General features: G+C 75.4%; 16 protein-coding genes and 1 riboswitch. Of the genes, 7 read left to right on the plus strand and 9 right to left on the minus strand.

Annotation, left to right across the window (positions count from 1 at the left end; genetic code table 11):
• Window positions 1–84 precede the first annotated feature (84 nt).
• Entirely contained in the window at window positions 85–591 is a 507-nt protein-coding gene (locus LN037_RS26245) for a hypothetical protein (RefSeq protein ID WP_230759055.1), read from the minus strand.
• Between the two features lie 27 nt (window positions 592–618).
• Window positions 619–1,593 (minus strand): D-2-hydroxyacid dehydrogenase family protein, encoded by a 975-nt coding sequence (locus LN037_RS26250; protein ID WP_230759057.1) that lies wholly within the window; start codon window positions 1,591–1,593, stop codon window positions 619–621.
• 40 nt (window positions 1,594–1,633) lie between these two features.
• On the opposite strand from LN037_RS26250, the gene LN037_RS26255 reads away from it, so the two are divergent.
• The 4 genes from LN037_RS26255 (at window position 1,634) to LN037_RS26270 (ending at window position 4,985) form a co-directional block, all read left to right on the plus strand.
• The gene (locus tag LN037_RS26255) at window positions 1,634–2,302 is read left to right on the plus strand and encodes a hypothetical protein (RefSeq protein WP_230759058.1); all 669 of its coding nucleotides are present in this window, start codon (window positions 1,634–1,636) and stop codon (window positions 2,300–2,302) included.
• A 131-nt stretch (window positions 2,303–2,433) separates the two neighbouring features.
• Complete coding sequence (locus tag LN037_RS26260) at window positions 2,434–3,708, plus strand: cytochrome P450 (RefSeq protein WP_230759089.1); 1,275 nt, start codon at window positions 2,434–2,436, stop codon at window positions 3,706–3,708.
• 81 nt (window positions 3,709–3,789) lie between these two features.
• Window positions 3,790–4,227, plus strand: a complete 438-nt coding sequence (locus LN037_RS26265; RefSeq protein WP_230759059.1) for an SRPBCC family protein — start codon at window positions 3,790–3,792, stop codon at window positions 4,225–4,227.
• Window positions 4,228–4,229: 2 nt separating this feature from the next.
• Entirely contained in the window at window positions 4,230–4,985 is a 756-nt protein-coding gene (locus LN037_RS26270; RefSeq protein ID WP_230759060.1) for an alpha/beta fold hydrolase, read from the plus strand.
• A 101-nt stretch (window positions 4,986–5,086) separates the two neighbouring features.
• On the opposite strand, the gene LN037_RS26275 is transcribed toward LN037_RS26270, so the two are convergent.
• The 3 genes from LN037_RS26275 to thiO all read right to left on the minus strand — a co-directional run bounded on the left by LN037_RS26275 (window position 5,087) and on the right by thiO (window position 7,148).
• Window positions 5,087–5,845 (minus strand): thiazole synthase, encoded by a 759-nt coding sequence (locus LN037_RS26275; RefSeq protein ID WP_372460540.1) that lies wholly within the window; start codon window positions 5,843–5,845, stop codon window positions 5,087–5,089.
• Window positions 5,845–6,045, minus strand: a complete 201-nt coding sequence (gene thiS, locus LN037_RS26280; RefSeq protein WP_230759061.1) for a sulfur carrier protein ThiS — start codon at window positions 6,043–6,045, stop codon at window positions 5,845–5,847. Before thiS ends, LN037_RS26275 begins: the two co-directional genes overlap by 1 nt.
• Entirely contained in the window at window positions 6,042–7,148 is a 1,107-nt protein-coding gene (thiO, locus tag LN037_RS26285) for a glycine oxidase ThiO (protein ID WP_230759062.1), read from the minus strand. Before thiO ends, thiS begins: the two co-directional genes overlap by 4 nt.
• Window positions 7,141–7,253: riboswitch (TPP riboswitch) on the minus strand. (Overlaps the previous gene by 8 nt.)
• Window positions 7,254–7,281: 28 nt before the next feature.
• On the opposite strand from thiO, the gene thiE reads away from it, so the two are divergent.
• Entirely contained in the window at window positions 7,282–7,920 is a 639-nt protein-coding gene (thiE, locus tag LN037_RS26290; RefSeq protein WP_230759064.1) for a thiamine phosphate synthase, read from the plus strand.
• A gap of 79 nt (window positions 7,921–7,999) precedes the next feature.
• Here thiE and LN037_RS26295 read toward each other — a convergent pair whose 3' ends face one another.
• Window positions 8,000–9,181: a hypothetical protein gene (locus tag LN037_RS26295; protein ID WP_230759066.1), complete on the minus strand. Its 1,182-nt coding sequence runs from the start codon at window positions 9,179–9,181 to the stop codon at window positions 8,000–8,002.
• Between the two features lie 212 nt (window positions 9,182–9,393).
• On the opposite strand from LN037_RS26295, the gene LN037_RS26300 reads away from it, so the two are divergent.
• The gene (locus LN037_RS26300; RefSeq protein WP_230759068.1) at window positions 9,394–10,155 is read left to right on the plus strand and encodes an SGNH/GDSL hydrolase family protein; all 762 of its coding nucleotides are present in this window, start codon (window positions 9,394–9,396) and stop codon (window positions 10,153–10,155) included.
• 55 nt (window positions 10,156–10,210) lie between these two features.
• On the opposite strand, the gene LN037_RS26305 is transcribed toward LN037_RS26300, so the two are convergent.
• Genes LN037_RS26305 through LN037_RS26315 form a run of 3 tightly spaced genes read right to left on the minus strand, consistent with a single transcriptional unit; the run spans window position 10,211 to window position 12,086 of the window.
• Window positions 10,211–10,909, minus strand: a complete 699-nt coding sequence (locus tag LN037_RS26305; protein WP_230759070.1) for a DUF3159 domain-containing protein — start codon at window positions 10,907–10,909, stop codon at window positions 10,211–10,213.
• A gap of 32 nt (window positions 10,910–10,941) precedes the next feature.
• The gene (locus tag LN037_RS26310; RefSeq protein WP_230759072.1) at window positions 10,942–11,373 is read right to left on the minus strand and encodes a VOC family protein; all 432 of its coding nucleotides are present in this window, start codon (window positions 11,371–11,373) and stop codon (window positions 10,942–10,944) included.
• 56 nt (window positions 11,374–11,429) lie between these two features.
• Window positions 11,430–12,086, minus strand: coding sequence for a TetR/AcrR family transcriptional regulator (locus tag LN037_RS26315; RefSeq protein ID WP_230759074.1), 657 nt, complete (start codon window positions 12,084–12,086; stop codon window positions 11,430–11,432).
• Between the two features lie 77 nt (window positions 12,087–12,163).
• On the opposite strand from LN037_RS26315, the gene LN037_RS26320 reads away from it, so the two are divergent.
• Window positions 12,164–13,048, plus strand: a complete 885-nt coding sequence (locus LN037_RS26320) for an AurF N-oxygenase family protein (RefSeq protein ID WP_230759076.1) — start codon at window positions 12,164–12,166, stop codon at window positions 13,046–13,048.
• Window positions 13,049–13,088: the final 40 nt, after the last annotated feature.

Below are 13,088 nucleotides of genomic sequence, written 5' to 3' on the forward strand. Positions count from 1 at the left end.
CTCGGTGACGGCGGGTTGATGACGACGAGCCTGGCTGGTCCGACTTGGTGACGACTTGGCGTGCGACATGGCGGCGTCGACGGCTCAGCCGAACAGAGCGCGATCGGCGCGGCGGGCGCGGCGACTGCGGGCGCGGGCGCCCCTCTCCGGACGACGGGTCGGGTCGGACGCGCAGGCGGCCGCCAGCTCCGTGAGGAGCCGCGCCAGCCGCTCGAGCCGGTCGAAGTCCGCGGGCGTGGCCAGGGCGAGCGGACGGGACTGCAGGGCGTGCACGGCCAGGCCCGCGGCCGTGCGGAGGTCCTCGACGAGCCGGTCGTCGCCGGTCGGCGGCGCGGCGTCGTCGCAGAGCTGCCGCAGCCGGGCGCCGAGCAGGTCGGGCCGGCGCAGGGTTGCGGTGCCGTGGTGCAGGCCGCGGACGAGGTCGGCGAGCCGGACGGCCTCGTCGTGCAGGGCGTGGTGTGCGGCGGTGTCGGTGGAGCCGACGTCAGCGGTGGCACACGACCGACGTCGAACGTCAGCCGTGGGCCACGGCTGACGCGCCAGCCGCCCCACCGGCACCGCGACCCGTCGTCGGGGGAGAGCGATCGTCATGGGCCCGACGGTCGCCGGGCCCGCTTGTCAGCGACTTGTCGCCGCCTCCGGCCCCGCGATGTGCCGCGGCACCGGCCGGCCCGCCGCCCACTCCTCGATGTCCGCCACCGCGTCGGCGTACATCTCGGCGTAGGTCTCGGAGGTCACGTAGCCGAGGTGCGGGGTGAGCACGGTGTTCGGGGCGGAGCGCCACGGCGAGTCGACCGGCAGCGGCTCGGTGCCGTAGACGTCGAGCCCCGCACCGCCGATCCGGCCCTCGGTCAGCGCGGCGAGCAGCGCGTCCTCGTCGACGATCGGGCCGCGCGAGGTGTTCACCAGGATCGCGCCGGCCGTCATGAGGTCCAGCTCGGCGCGCCCGATCAGGCCCCGGCTGCCCTCGGAGAGCTTCATGTGCACGGTGACCACGTCCGACGTCGCGAAGAGCTCCTCCTTCGCCACCGGCGTGACGCCGGCGGCGCGCGCGTCGTCGGGGTCGAGGTGGCGGCTCCAGGCGACCACGTCCATGCCGAACGCCTTCCCCACCGCGGCCACCGGCTTCCCGATCCCGCCCAGCCCGACGACGCCCAGCCGCCGGCCCGCGAGGTCCCGGCCGATCGTCCGCTGCCACCCGCCGTCGCGGACCCGCCGGTCCTCCTCGGGCACGTGGCGCGCGACGGCGAGGACGAGCGCCCAGGTCATCTCGACGGTGGGCGCGTTGCCGGACACCCCGCCCGTCCCGGCGAAGGTGATGCCCAGCTCCGCGAGGGCGTCGGTGTCGACGACCGCGTTGGCCGGCCCCGTCGTCACGAGCAGCCGCAGGTTCGGCAGTCGGCGCAGGACGTCGCCCGGGAACGCGGTCCGCTCGCGCATCGCGACGACGACGTCGAACGGCTCCAGCGCCGCGACGACGTCGTCGGGCCCGCCGAGGTGGTGGTCGAAGGCCGTCACCTCGGCGTCGAGACGGTCCCACGCGGCCATCGTGCGGGCGAGACGCTGGTAGTCGTCGAGCAGCGCGACCTTCATGGTCGCGTATGCCCGGGCCGTGGAGGGCACACACCGGGGCGTGAGCCTGTACCCGCCGCGCCGCACCCCGCTGCTGTTCTACGCCGAGCGTTCCCGACGACGGGTGCTGCAGGTCCTCGCGGACCTCGCGGTCCTCGTGTGGGCGGTGCTCGTCGTCTCCGCCGCGGTCGCCCTGCACGACCTCGTGCTCACCCTGCAGGCCCCCGGCCGCGGGCTGAGCGAGGCGGGCGAGCGGGTCCGCGGCGTGTTCGGCGGCGCGGCCGAGGCGGCGGGCGGGGTGCCGTTCGTGGGCGACCGGCTCGCCGGGGCGTTCACGCCGGGCACCGACGCGGGGACCTCGCTCGTGGACGCGGGCCGCGCCCAGGTGGAGGCCGTGGCGGCGATCGCGACCGGGCTGGCGTGGCTCGTCGTCGTGGTGGCGGCGGTGCCGGTGGTCGTCGTCTGGTTCTGGCTGCGGCTGCGCTGGATCCTGCGGGCGCGGCACGCCGTGGCCGCGCGGGCGCAGGACGTCGACCTGCTCGCGCTGCGGGCCCTGACGCGGGGCTCGCCGGGCCGGGTGCGTCGCGCGGCGGGGCCCACGGGCGACGCCGCCGGGGCCTGGCGGCGCGGGGAACTGCCCGTACTGATCCGGTTGGCGGACGTCGAACTCGCCCGGATGGGCCTGCGGGGCGCCACCACCGTAACGTCGGGCCCTCGACGAGACGGGTGACACGGCGCCCCTCACCCGTGCGACACGCCGGAACGCCCTACCCTGCACCCCGACGTCCAGGTCGGATCGGTCCGTACGGGAAGGTAGGGGGCGTGGTGACCGTGAGCAGGACGGGGGCGCTCGGCCGCGGCCTGGACGCGGTGCGCTCCCGCGCGACCGGCTTCGTCGCCCGCCAGTACCTCGCCTGGCGCTCCCGTCGCGGCCTCGACCCGATGTCGCTGATCCCCGACTACGCGTTGATGCCGCTGCGTCGCGACGGCCTCGACCCGGTGTCCGACCTGCGCGAGGCGCGCGAGGACCACCCGGTCCGCGACTTCCCCCTGCCGTTCGGGGTCAGGGCGTGGCTGGTGACGGGGCACGAGGAGGCCCGCGAGGTCCTCGGGCGCACGCACGGCCTGTCGACCGACTTCGGGCACCTCGTCGGGCGCGCCGGGATCGGCTCCGGCCAGAACCCGGGCGGCCTGGGCTTCACCGACCCGCCCGACCACACCCGGCTGCGCCGCCTCCTGACGCCGGAGTTCACCGGACGCCGGCTCTCCCGGCTCGGGCCGCGGATCACCGAGATCGTCGACGGCCGGCTGGACGCGATGGCCGCGATCGCGGCCGACGGCGGCGAGGTCGACCTCGTCCGCGACTTCGCCACCCCGATCCCCTCGCTCACGATTTGCGAGCTGCTCGGCATCCCCTACGACGAGCGCGACGAGTTCCAGGCGCTCTCCACCGCCCGCTTCGACCTGCTCGCCGGCGCGACGGCCGCCTTCGACAAGATCTCCGAGTCGCTGGTGTACCTGCGCGGCGTGGTCGAGCGGCAGCGCGCCACGCCCGGCGACGGCCTGCTCGGGATGCTCATCCGCGAGCACGGCGACGAGCTCGACACCGACGAGCTGGCCGAGCTCGCCGACGGACTGCTGACCGGCGGCCTCGAGACCTCCGCGTCGATGCTGGCGCTCGGCGGCGTGATCCTGCTGCGCGACCCGTCCGTCGCCGCGCTGGTCCGCGACGAGCCGGGCTCGGTGCACGGGTTCGTCGAGGAACTGCTGCGCTACCTCACGGTCGTGCAGATCGCGTTCCCGCGCTTCGCCACCGAGGACATGACGATCGGCGGGGTCGACATCGCCGAGGGCGACGGCATCCTCGTCTCGCTCTCGGCCGCCGACCGCGACCCGCGCCTCACGCCGGACCCCGAGGTCTTCGACCCCCGCCGCCCGCCGACGCCGCACCTGGCGTTCGGGCACGGCATCCACCGCTGCATCGGCGCCGAACTCGCGCGCATGGAGCTGCGCACCGCCTACCCGGCGCTGCTCCGCCGCTTCCCCGACCTCGCGATGGCCGCCGACGAGCGCACCCTGCCGCTGCGCGGGACGTCGATCGTGTACGGCGTGGACGCGTTGCCGGTGACGCTCTAGCCCCCTCTTCTCCGTGGCAGGAAAGCGTCGTTGCTGTCATCCAGCGGCAGGAAATCCACTCCGTCGCTAGGCTCCGCGACCGTGAGCACCCGCCAGGTCAGCCGCGACATCGTCATCGACGCCCCGCCGTCGCAGGTCTTCGACGTCCTCGCCGACCCGCGCCGGCACGGCGAGTTCGACGGGTCCGGCACCGTCCGGTCGGCGATCAAGGGCCCGGACCGGCTCTCGCTGGGCTCGTCGTTCGGGATGAGCATGAAGCTGGGCGTGCCCTACACGATCAGCAACACGGTCGTCGAGTTCGAGCAGGACCGCCGCATCGCCTGGCGCCACGTCGGTCACCACCGCTGGCGCTACGAGCTCACCCCCGTCGAGGGCGGCACGCAGGTCACCGAGACCTTCGACTGGTCGGAGTCCCGCGCCCCCGTCGTCCTCGAACTGCTGCGCTACCCCGCCGCCAACACGCGCGCGATCGAGAAGACGCTGCCGCGCCTCAAGGCCTACGTGGAAGGTCGTTCCTGACGATGCCGTTCGCGCCGCTGGACCCGGTCGACCTCTATCACGAGGAGCACGGCTCCGGTGGCACGCCGCTGCTGCTGGTGCCCGGTGGGCACCTCACGATCGACCTGAACTTCTCGTCGGTGCTCGGTCCGCTGGCATCCCGACGGCGGGTGGTGGCGGTCGAGCAGCAGGGGCACGGCCGCACGGCCGACGTCGACCGGGAGCCGACGATCGCCGCGTTGGCGGGCGACCTCCTCGGGCTGCTCGACCACCTGGGGCTGGAGCAGGTCGACGTGTGCGGCTTCTCGCTCGGCGCGCTGGCCGCGATGGACCTGGCGGTCCGCCACCCCGGGCGCGTGCGCCGGCTCGTGTTCGCCGCCGGCTTCGTCCGCGCCGGCGGCTATCACCCCGACATCACCGACCCCGACCGCTGGGCCACCTCCACCCGCATGCCCACCGACGAGGACTTCCTCGCGATGCGGCGCGAGCACGAGCGGCTCGCCCCCGACGGCGCGGCGGACATCGACACGGTCATGGAGAAGTTCGGACCCGTCGTCATGGGCTTCGAGGGGTGGTCCGACGACGAGCTGCGGCAGGTCACGGCGCCGACCCTGGTCATGATCGGCGACCACGACTTCGTCACGGTCGAGCACGCCGAGCTGACCCGCGGCCTGCTGCCGGAGGCGACGCTCGCCGTCGTCCCGCGCTCGACCCACAACGGCCTGATGCACCGGGCCGACGTGGTGCTGCCGCTGGTCGAGGACCACCTGGCGGGCTGACCGCGCCCCGACCCCAGTTGGCAGGAAAGCGTCGTTGCTGCCACTGGCTGACAGCAACGACGCTTTCCTGCCACAGGGCCACAGGGCCACAGGGCGGGGAGTCAGTCCACCGCCGGCGACGACGCGTGCGCCCAGTACCGCCGCGGAATCCGGCCGGCGCCGCGGGCGAGGCGGCCCGACTCGACGGCGAGGCGCATCGCCGTCGCCATCGCCTCGGGGTCGGAGGCGCGGGTGACGGCCGTGGCCAGCAGGACCGCATCGCAGCCCAGCTCCATCGCCTGCGCCGCCTCGGACGCGGTCCCGATCCCGGCGTCCAGCACCACGGGCACCGAGGCGGCCGCCACGATCATCTCGATGTTGTGCGGGTTGCGGATGCCCAGACCCGTGCCGATCGGCGAGCCCAGGGGCATCACCGCGGCACACCCGGCGTCGGCCAGCTTGGCCGCGAGCACCGGGTCGTCGTTGGTGTAGGGCAGCACCGTGAACCCGTCGTCGACGAGCTGTTCGGCGGCGTCGAGGAGCTCGATCGGGTCGGGCAGCAGGGTGCGGTCGTCGGCGATCACCTCGAGCTTCACGAGGTCGGTCTCCAGCGCCTCCCGCGCCAGCCGCGCCGTCAGCACCGCCTCGGCCGCCGTGTGGCAGCCGGCGGTGTTCGGCAGCGCCTCGATGCCGAGCCGCTCCAGCAGCGCGAGCACCCCCGGTCCGCCGCCCGCGTCGAGCCGGCGCATCGCCACCGTGGTCAGCGCGGTCCCCGAGGCCACCAGCGCACGCTCCAGCACCGCGAGGTTCGCCGCCCCGCCCGTGCCCATGATCAGCCGCGAGCCGATCTTCCGGCCGCCGATCACCAGGTCGTCCACGATCACCCTCCCTGCACCGCGGTGAGCACCTCGACGACGTTGCCGTCGCGCAACGTCGTCGACCGCCACGCCGCGCGCGGCACCACCTCACCGGCCACCGCGACCGCGACGCCGCGCTCCGGCACCCCGCGGGCGGCGAGCACGTCGGCCAGCGTCGCGCCCGGCACGATCTCGGTCACGTCACCGTTGACCAGCACGTTCACGTCGTCACCTCCACGAGGGTCCGGATGTCGTCCGGCACCGCGGCGCCGGCGTACAGCGCGGCCATCACGTCCGCGGTCAGCGCGGTCAGCAGGATGCCGTTGCGCCCGTGCCCGAAGCACGCGAGCAGTCCCTCCGGCCCGCCGGGCACCGGCCCGAACACCGGCAGGTTGTCCGCGGTCCCGGGGCGGAACGACGCCGCCGACTCCTCCAGCGCGTAGTCCCCGATGCCCGGGAGCACCCGCTCGGCGTCGGCCAGCAGGTCGCGCACCCCGGCGACGGTGACGTCCGGGTCGAAGCCGACCTCGTACTGCGTCGCTCCCAGGACGAGCCGGTCATCGTCGCGCGGCACCGCGTAGACCGCCCGGCCGGAGACCGCCGCCCGCACCGTGTGCCGAGGCGGCGGCAGCGATCCCGCGCGCGCCCGCAGCCGCAGGATCTCGCCCTTGACCGGCCGGACGAGATCGGCCAGCGCGGGGTGCAGCGTCGCCGACCACGCCCCGGCGGCCACGACCACCCGGTCGGCCGCGAGCGTCCCCGACGCCAGCTCCACGCCCCCGTCCACCACCGCGGACACGCTCTCCGCGCGCTCCACCACTCCCGCGTCCCGCGCGGCCTCGCGCAGCGCGGCGAGCAGCATCCGGTTGTCGACGGCGAGGTCGTCGGGCACCGCGATCCCGGCCCGCACCGCCGGCCCCAACGCGGGTTCCCGACGACGGGTCTCGCGCCCGGTCAGGCGCTCGGCGTCCCGGCCCCACGCGCGCAGGTGCGCGACGATCCGGTCGAGGTCCTCCCGGTCGGCCGCGTCGACGACGACGGCGAGCGTGCCCTCGGTCCGCAGCCCGACCCGTCGTCGGGAAGCCTCCTCGACGGCCGCCGCGAAGGCGGGCCAGCGGGCGAGGGAGGCGGCGCCGAGCTCGAGCACCTCGCGCTCCCCGGGCCAGGCCTCGGTGATGGGCGCGAGCATGCCGCCCGCGACCCAGGAGGCGCCGGAGCCGGACGCCGGGTCGACGAGGACGACCTCGTCCGCGGCGCGGTCGCGGGCCGCCACCCACGCCGCCGTGGTGCCGACGACCCCGGCGCCGACGACGACGATGCGCTCCACTGCTGATCCCTCCCTGCGCCGGCATGACCCGGATCAGGTTCGACGGTCGGGACCGGGAACGGTCCCCTCTCAGCCCGGCACGTCCAGGCTCCCGCGGTTCACCCGCCAGCCTACGCGCTAGCGTCGGGTCCCGATGGACACGCGCGCACGGCTCGCTGACGCCCGGCTCTACCTCTGCACCGACTCCCGCGCCGCCCGCGGCGACCTCGCGGCGTTCGCCGACGCGGCGCTGCGCGGCGGGGTGGACGTCATCCAGCTGCGGGAGAAGGGCCTCGAGGCCCGCGACGAGCTCGCGGCGCTGGAGGTCCTGCGCGAGGCCGCGCACCGCCACGGCGCGCTGTTCGCGGTGAACGACCGCGCCGACGTCGCGCTCGCCGCCGGGGCCGACGTGCTGCACCTCGGCCAGGACGACCTGCCGGTCGACGTGGCGCGGCGGATCGTCGGGGACGAGGTGGTCGTCGGGCGCTCCACGCACGACGTGGACCAGGCCCGCGCGGGCGCCGCCGAGCCCGGCGTCGACTACTTCTGCACCGGACCGTGCTGGCCGACCCCGACGAAGCCGGGCCGCCCCGCCCCCGGCCTCGACCTGGTGCGCGCGACGGCGTCGGCCGGGACCGACCGACCGTGGTTCGCGATCGGCGGCATCGACCACGACCGGTTGCCCGAGGTGCTCGACGCCGGGGCGACGCGGGTCGTGGTGGTCCGCGCGATCACCGAGGCGGACGACCCGGAGGCCGCGGCCCGCACGCTCTCCGAGGCCCTGCGTCGCTGATCGCCCCGTCCCGGACGGACGAACGGGCCGCCCGTCACGGTCGTGCGTGACGAACGGCCCGTCCGTGGGTCCGTGCGGGTCAGTTCCCGGTCGACCCGCCCTGCTCGTTGAAGCGCGGGACGAGGCTCGACAGCGGGTTCTGCTGCTCCTGCGGGGCGCGCGACGTACTGGTCGACGGCGCACGGGTGGTCGAGGTCGGACGCTCCGCGCCCTCCTGCGACCCCTGCTCGGAGGACGTCGTGGTCGTGGCGTCCGAGCTGCCCGGCTCCTCGGTGGCCGAGGACTCCTCCGTCGCCGGCGCCTCGGTGTTCTGCCCGAAGATCGAGCCGACCGAGGTGCCGGACGTCCCGCCGGAGAGCGGGTGCCCGGTCGCGGACTCGACCGCGAAGCTCGCGAGCAGACCGATCGCGAAGACGCTGGCCGCGACCCCGCCGAGGGTCACCCAGGTCTTCCAGCCGAAGCGGCGGTACCAGGGCGTGCTCGCGCCGGCGGCGGGCGCGAGGGCGGTGGGGTCGTCACCGCCCGGGCCGTGCGCGAGGTGCGCGGTCGGCTGACCGCCGGAGGGCGGGAACGGGCCGCCCATCGGCATCTGCCGGGTCGGACCGGCGAGCGGGCGGCCGTCCGGCCCGAGCGGCGGCACGACCTGGGTCGGGTTGCCGCCGCCCGGGGTGCGGGTGTTGGGGATGCGGCGGGTGGGGTCGACCGGCTCGCCGGTCGGACGCCCGGCGGCGTCGAGGCGCGTCGTGACGGTGCGCCCGCCCGCCCGGAGCTGCTGGGCGCCGGCGGGGACCACCGTCCCGTTCGCGAGCCGCCGGGTGGGCACGCCCGGCGGGATCGGCGCGCCGTACGGCGGCGACATCATCGGGCCGGCCTGCCCCGGGACGCCGGGGCGCGGCGGCATGCCCGGCTGCGCGCCCTGCGGCCCGGGACGACCGGCCGGCGGGGCGCCCGGCGTGCCGGCGCGGTCCACGGCGCCCGCGACCTTCGTGCCGGTCACCGGGTTCACCACCAGCCGCGACTTCACCGCGTCGCGGGTGCGCTCCAGGGACTTCTGGTACAGCGCCGACCCGACGGTCGAGACCACCGACGCGACCGCCGCTCCGCCGATCGTGCCGATCACACCGAGGAACGAGCCCAGGATCGCCGCGGTGGCGGCGGCGAGGGCTCCGGCGAGGATCTGCGGCAGGGTCAGTCCGGTCGCGGAGGCCTTGGTCGTCTCCTCCGGCTCGGCGGCGCTGGTTCTCGAGGTCGCGTCGGGCATGGCTCCCAGGGCTCGCGGTCACGTCGGGATCGGTCAGGACGTCGGATGTCCCTTTCCGGGGTCATCCACTCCGCAGGACGCCTCCACGATGCCAGCGTGCTCATGAGGTGAGAGCCTTCACCCCGGCGCCGCCGCATCCGGGCAACGAGACGCACCGATTGGGCCGGACGGGTCAGGCCGACGGCGGGTCGGCGGCGCGGGAGAATCCCGGCATGTCCTGGAGCACCTTCGTCGCCGTGGGCGACAGCTTCACCGAGGGGGTCGGCGACGTCGACCCGATCACGGGCACCGAGCGCGGCTGGGCCGATCGGGTCGCCGAGCACCTCGCGCGGCAGGACCCCGCGCTGCGCTACGCGAACCTCGCGGTCCGCGGGCAGCTGCTCGACCAGATCGTGCGCGAGCAGGTCGACCCGGCGCTGGCCATGTCCCCCGACCTCGTCAGCATCTGCGCGGCGGGCAACGACCTGCTGCGTCCCACCGCGCGGCCGGCCGACCTCGCCGAGCGCCTCGACGGTGCCGTCGGCCGGCTCGCCGACAGCGGCGCCGACGTCCTGGTGTTCACCGGGTTCGACACCCGGTCGACGCCGGTCGTCGACCTCGTCGGCCGCCGCCTCGCCACCATGAACGAGCACATCCGCGAGATCGCGGCCCGCCGCGGCGCGAAGCTCGTCGACCTGTGGACGATGGACACCCTCGCCGACCCGCGGGCCCGCGCCGACGACCGGCTGCACCTCAACGCCGAGGGGCACCGCCGGGTCGCGGTGCGGGTCTGCGAGGTGCTCGGCGTGCCGACGGGCCAGGACTGGCGCGACCCGTGGCCGCCGCGCGAGCCGACGCCGTGGGTGCGCCGCCGCGAGGAGGACATCCGCTGGGTCCGCGGGCACCTCGTGCCCTGGGTGGGGCGCCGCCTGCAGGGCCGGTCCACCGGCGACGGCCGCCCGCCGAAGCGCCCGGAGCCCGCGCCCGTGCACTGAGCGCCGCGGGTCAGCGGTGGCACACCGCTGACGTCCGGGGTGCGGGCGGCGCCACTCACGCCTCCGGGCGCCGGTCGGCCCCCTCGCGCGACCCGTCGTCGGGAACGGGAACGGGGTGCCGCGGGCCCGGGTGGTCGGCGGGCAGGGCGGAGCGGACCAGCGGCCAGGAGCCGAGGACGCAGACCAGCACGAGCGGCCACGTGAGCGCGACCTGCGCGATCCCGAGGGCCACCGTCGCGCCCGCGGCCCACAGCGGCAGGAACACGAGGAGGCGCAGCGCGTACTGCGCGGCCCACAGCCAGCTCGCGCGGCAGTAGCCCCGGACGAGGTCCGGGTCCTCGCGCCAGGCGCGCGGCTTCCCCAGCGCCGCTCCGACGACGAGCCCGAGCAGCGGCCAGCGGACCGCGATCGACACGAGCCACGCGGCCAGCGAGCCGGCGTTGGCGACGATGCGCGGCAGGAAGAAGTCCTCGGCGCGGCCGGTGTAGAGGGCGATCAGGGTGGCGCCGACGGCGATCAGCAGCCCGACCGCTGCGGCGCGCGGGCGCTCCCCGCCGCGCCAGCGGACGACGGCGATCGCGAGCGCGACCAGCACGGACGCGAACCCGCCGAGCAGGATCGGCTCCCACCAGCCCAGCGCCGACGCCCCGAGCCAGACCACGACGAACGCCACCGACGGCAGGACCGCGTCGACCACTCCCCGCCCGGAGGCGGCGAGGATCTCCCGGAGCGGGTCGTCCCGGCGGCGCAGCACGGGCTCCAGCTTAGGCTCGCCTTGCCCGGGCCTCAGTCGCGCAGGACCCGGGCGCCCATCGCGCGGAACTCCGGCGAGGGCGTGGACGGCGAGGAGACGTCCACGAGCAGGCCGTTCGGGTCGGTGACGAGCATCCGACGGCGGCCGTAGAACTGGTCCCGCGGCGGGGCCACCACGGGGATCTGCTGGCGCCGGGCCTCGACGTGCAGCGCGTCGACGTCGTCGACCACGAAGGTCAGGACGATGCCGGCCGGGTCGGCCCGGTAGGGCGGGGGCACCATCTCGTGCCCGACGGCCCAGATCCCCAGCTCGCACACCGCCCCGTCGTCGTCCTCCGGGGTGCGCAACGCGACGTGGAAGTCGCTGTCGAAGGCGACCTCGAAGCCCAGCAGACGCACGTAGAAGTCGCGGGTCTCGGGCAGACGGTCCGAGAGGATCGTCGGGAACGCGCGGCGCAGCGCCATGGGCAGCCCCTCCTGGCGAACGGGTGGGTCGCCCCCATCATGGGTGATCGGGCCGATCAGGCGGAGTCCGCCCCCACCGTGCCGAGCGCGTCGATCACCTGGGAGCCCACGGTGACCCGGATGACGGCCCAGCACGCCTCCGTGAGCTGCGCGCCGAGGTCCTCCACCGTGGCGCCGTGCGGCTCGTCGAGCCAGTGCGCCGCGGCGGCGTCCACCATGCCGACGAGGCCGTAGGCCAGCGGGTGCGCGACCGCCGGCGGCGTCTCGGCGCCCAGCGAGCCGTCGATCAGCATCTGCGCGACGTGCGCGGAGACCACGCTGCGCACGTTGGTGCTGGCCGACTCCACCGAGTCGCCGCCGCTCGGCAGCGAGTTGCGCTTGAGGTAGAGGTAGACGTTCGCGTGCTCGGAGAGCCAGCGCAGGTGCGCCGCGAGCGCCCGCTCGAGCATCTCGCGCGGGCGGCCGGAGGGCCGCCACACGGGCTCGAGCTCGGTGACGAGTCGCTCCACGGAGCGGGCCGCGATGGCCGCCTGGAGATCGTCCTTGCCGTCGAAGTGCCGGTAGAGCCCGGGCCGCGACACCCCCGCCTGGCCGGCGATCTGCTCGGTGGTCACGTCGGGGCCGTGCTCCTCGATCGCGACCACGGCAGCGTCGACCAGCTCGAGGCGTCGCGCCTCCCGATGCCCCGCCCAGCGTCGGGTCCTGCCATCCATGGTCACACCAGCGTGGCCCCGACTCGCGAGTAACGACAACTATGCGGAACATCGTGTACGGGGTACAGTTCGTCAGCATGACGATCCTGGACCGGGACGCCACCGCGACCCGCCTGCTGACCGCCAGCGCCCGCCACACGCTCGACCCGTCGATCGAGGTGGACTGGGACGCCGCGGTCGACCCGCAGGGCTGGGCCGTGCCGCCGGAGCGCGTCTCCCTGCACGGGACGTCGCTGTGGGACTCCCTCGACGCCGACCAGCAGCGCACGCTGGCCCGCCACGAGGCCGCGAGCCTGCTCTCGGTGGGGCTGTGGTTCGAGGTGATCCTCATGCAGATGCTGGTGCGACACGCCTACGACCTCGACCTGCGCCGGCCGCACTCGCAGTACGCCCTCACCGAGGTCGGCGACGAGACCCGGCACTCGGTGATGTTCGCCCGCGCCGTCGACGCCCTGGGCTGCCCGGACTACCGACCCCACGGCCTGCTGCACCGCCTCGGCGGGGTCTACGGGCACATCGGGTCGGGCGCGTCGATGTTCGCGTCGGTGCTCGTCGCCGAGGAGGCCACCGACCGGCTGCAGCGCGAGTCGATGCACGACGAGCGCATCCTCCCGCTCATGCGCGCCGTCGCCCGGGTGCACGTGGTGGAGGAGGCCCGCCACGTCCGCTTCGCCCGCGAGGAGCTCGCGCGCCTCGTCCCCACGCTCTCGCGCGCCGAGCTCGAGCGGGAGCGCTGGACCACCGCGCTCGTGTCCAGCGAGGTCGTCAACTCGCTGTGGCAGGCCCGCGTCTACCGCAGCGTGGGGCTCTCCGGCCGGGTCGGGCGCCGGGCGGCGCTCGCCAACCCGGAGCACCGGGCGACGAAGCGGTTCATGACGGAGAAGGTGCTCGCGTTCCTCGACGACGTCGGGATGATCGGCGGCCCGTCGGAGCGCGTCTGGAAGCGGGCGGGGCTGCTCTGACACCCCGGTGGCAGGAGAGCGTCGTTGGCGGCCGCACGCG

Source organism: Actinomycetospora soli, from assembly GCF_021026295.1.
GTDB lineage: Bacteria > Actinomycetota > Actinomycetes > Mycobacteriales > Pseudonocardiaceae > Actinomycetospora > Actinomycetospora soli.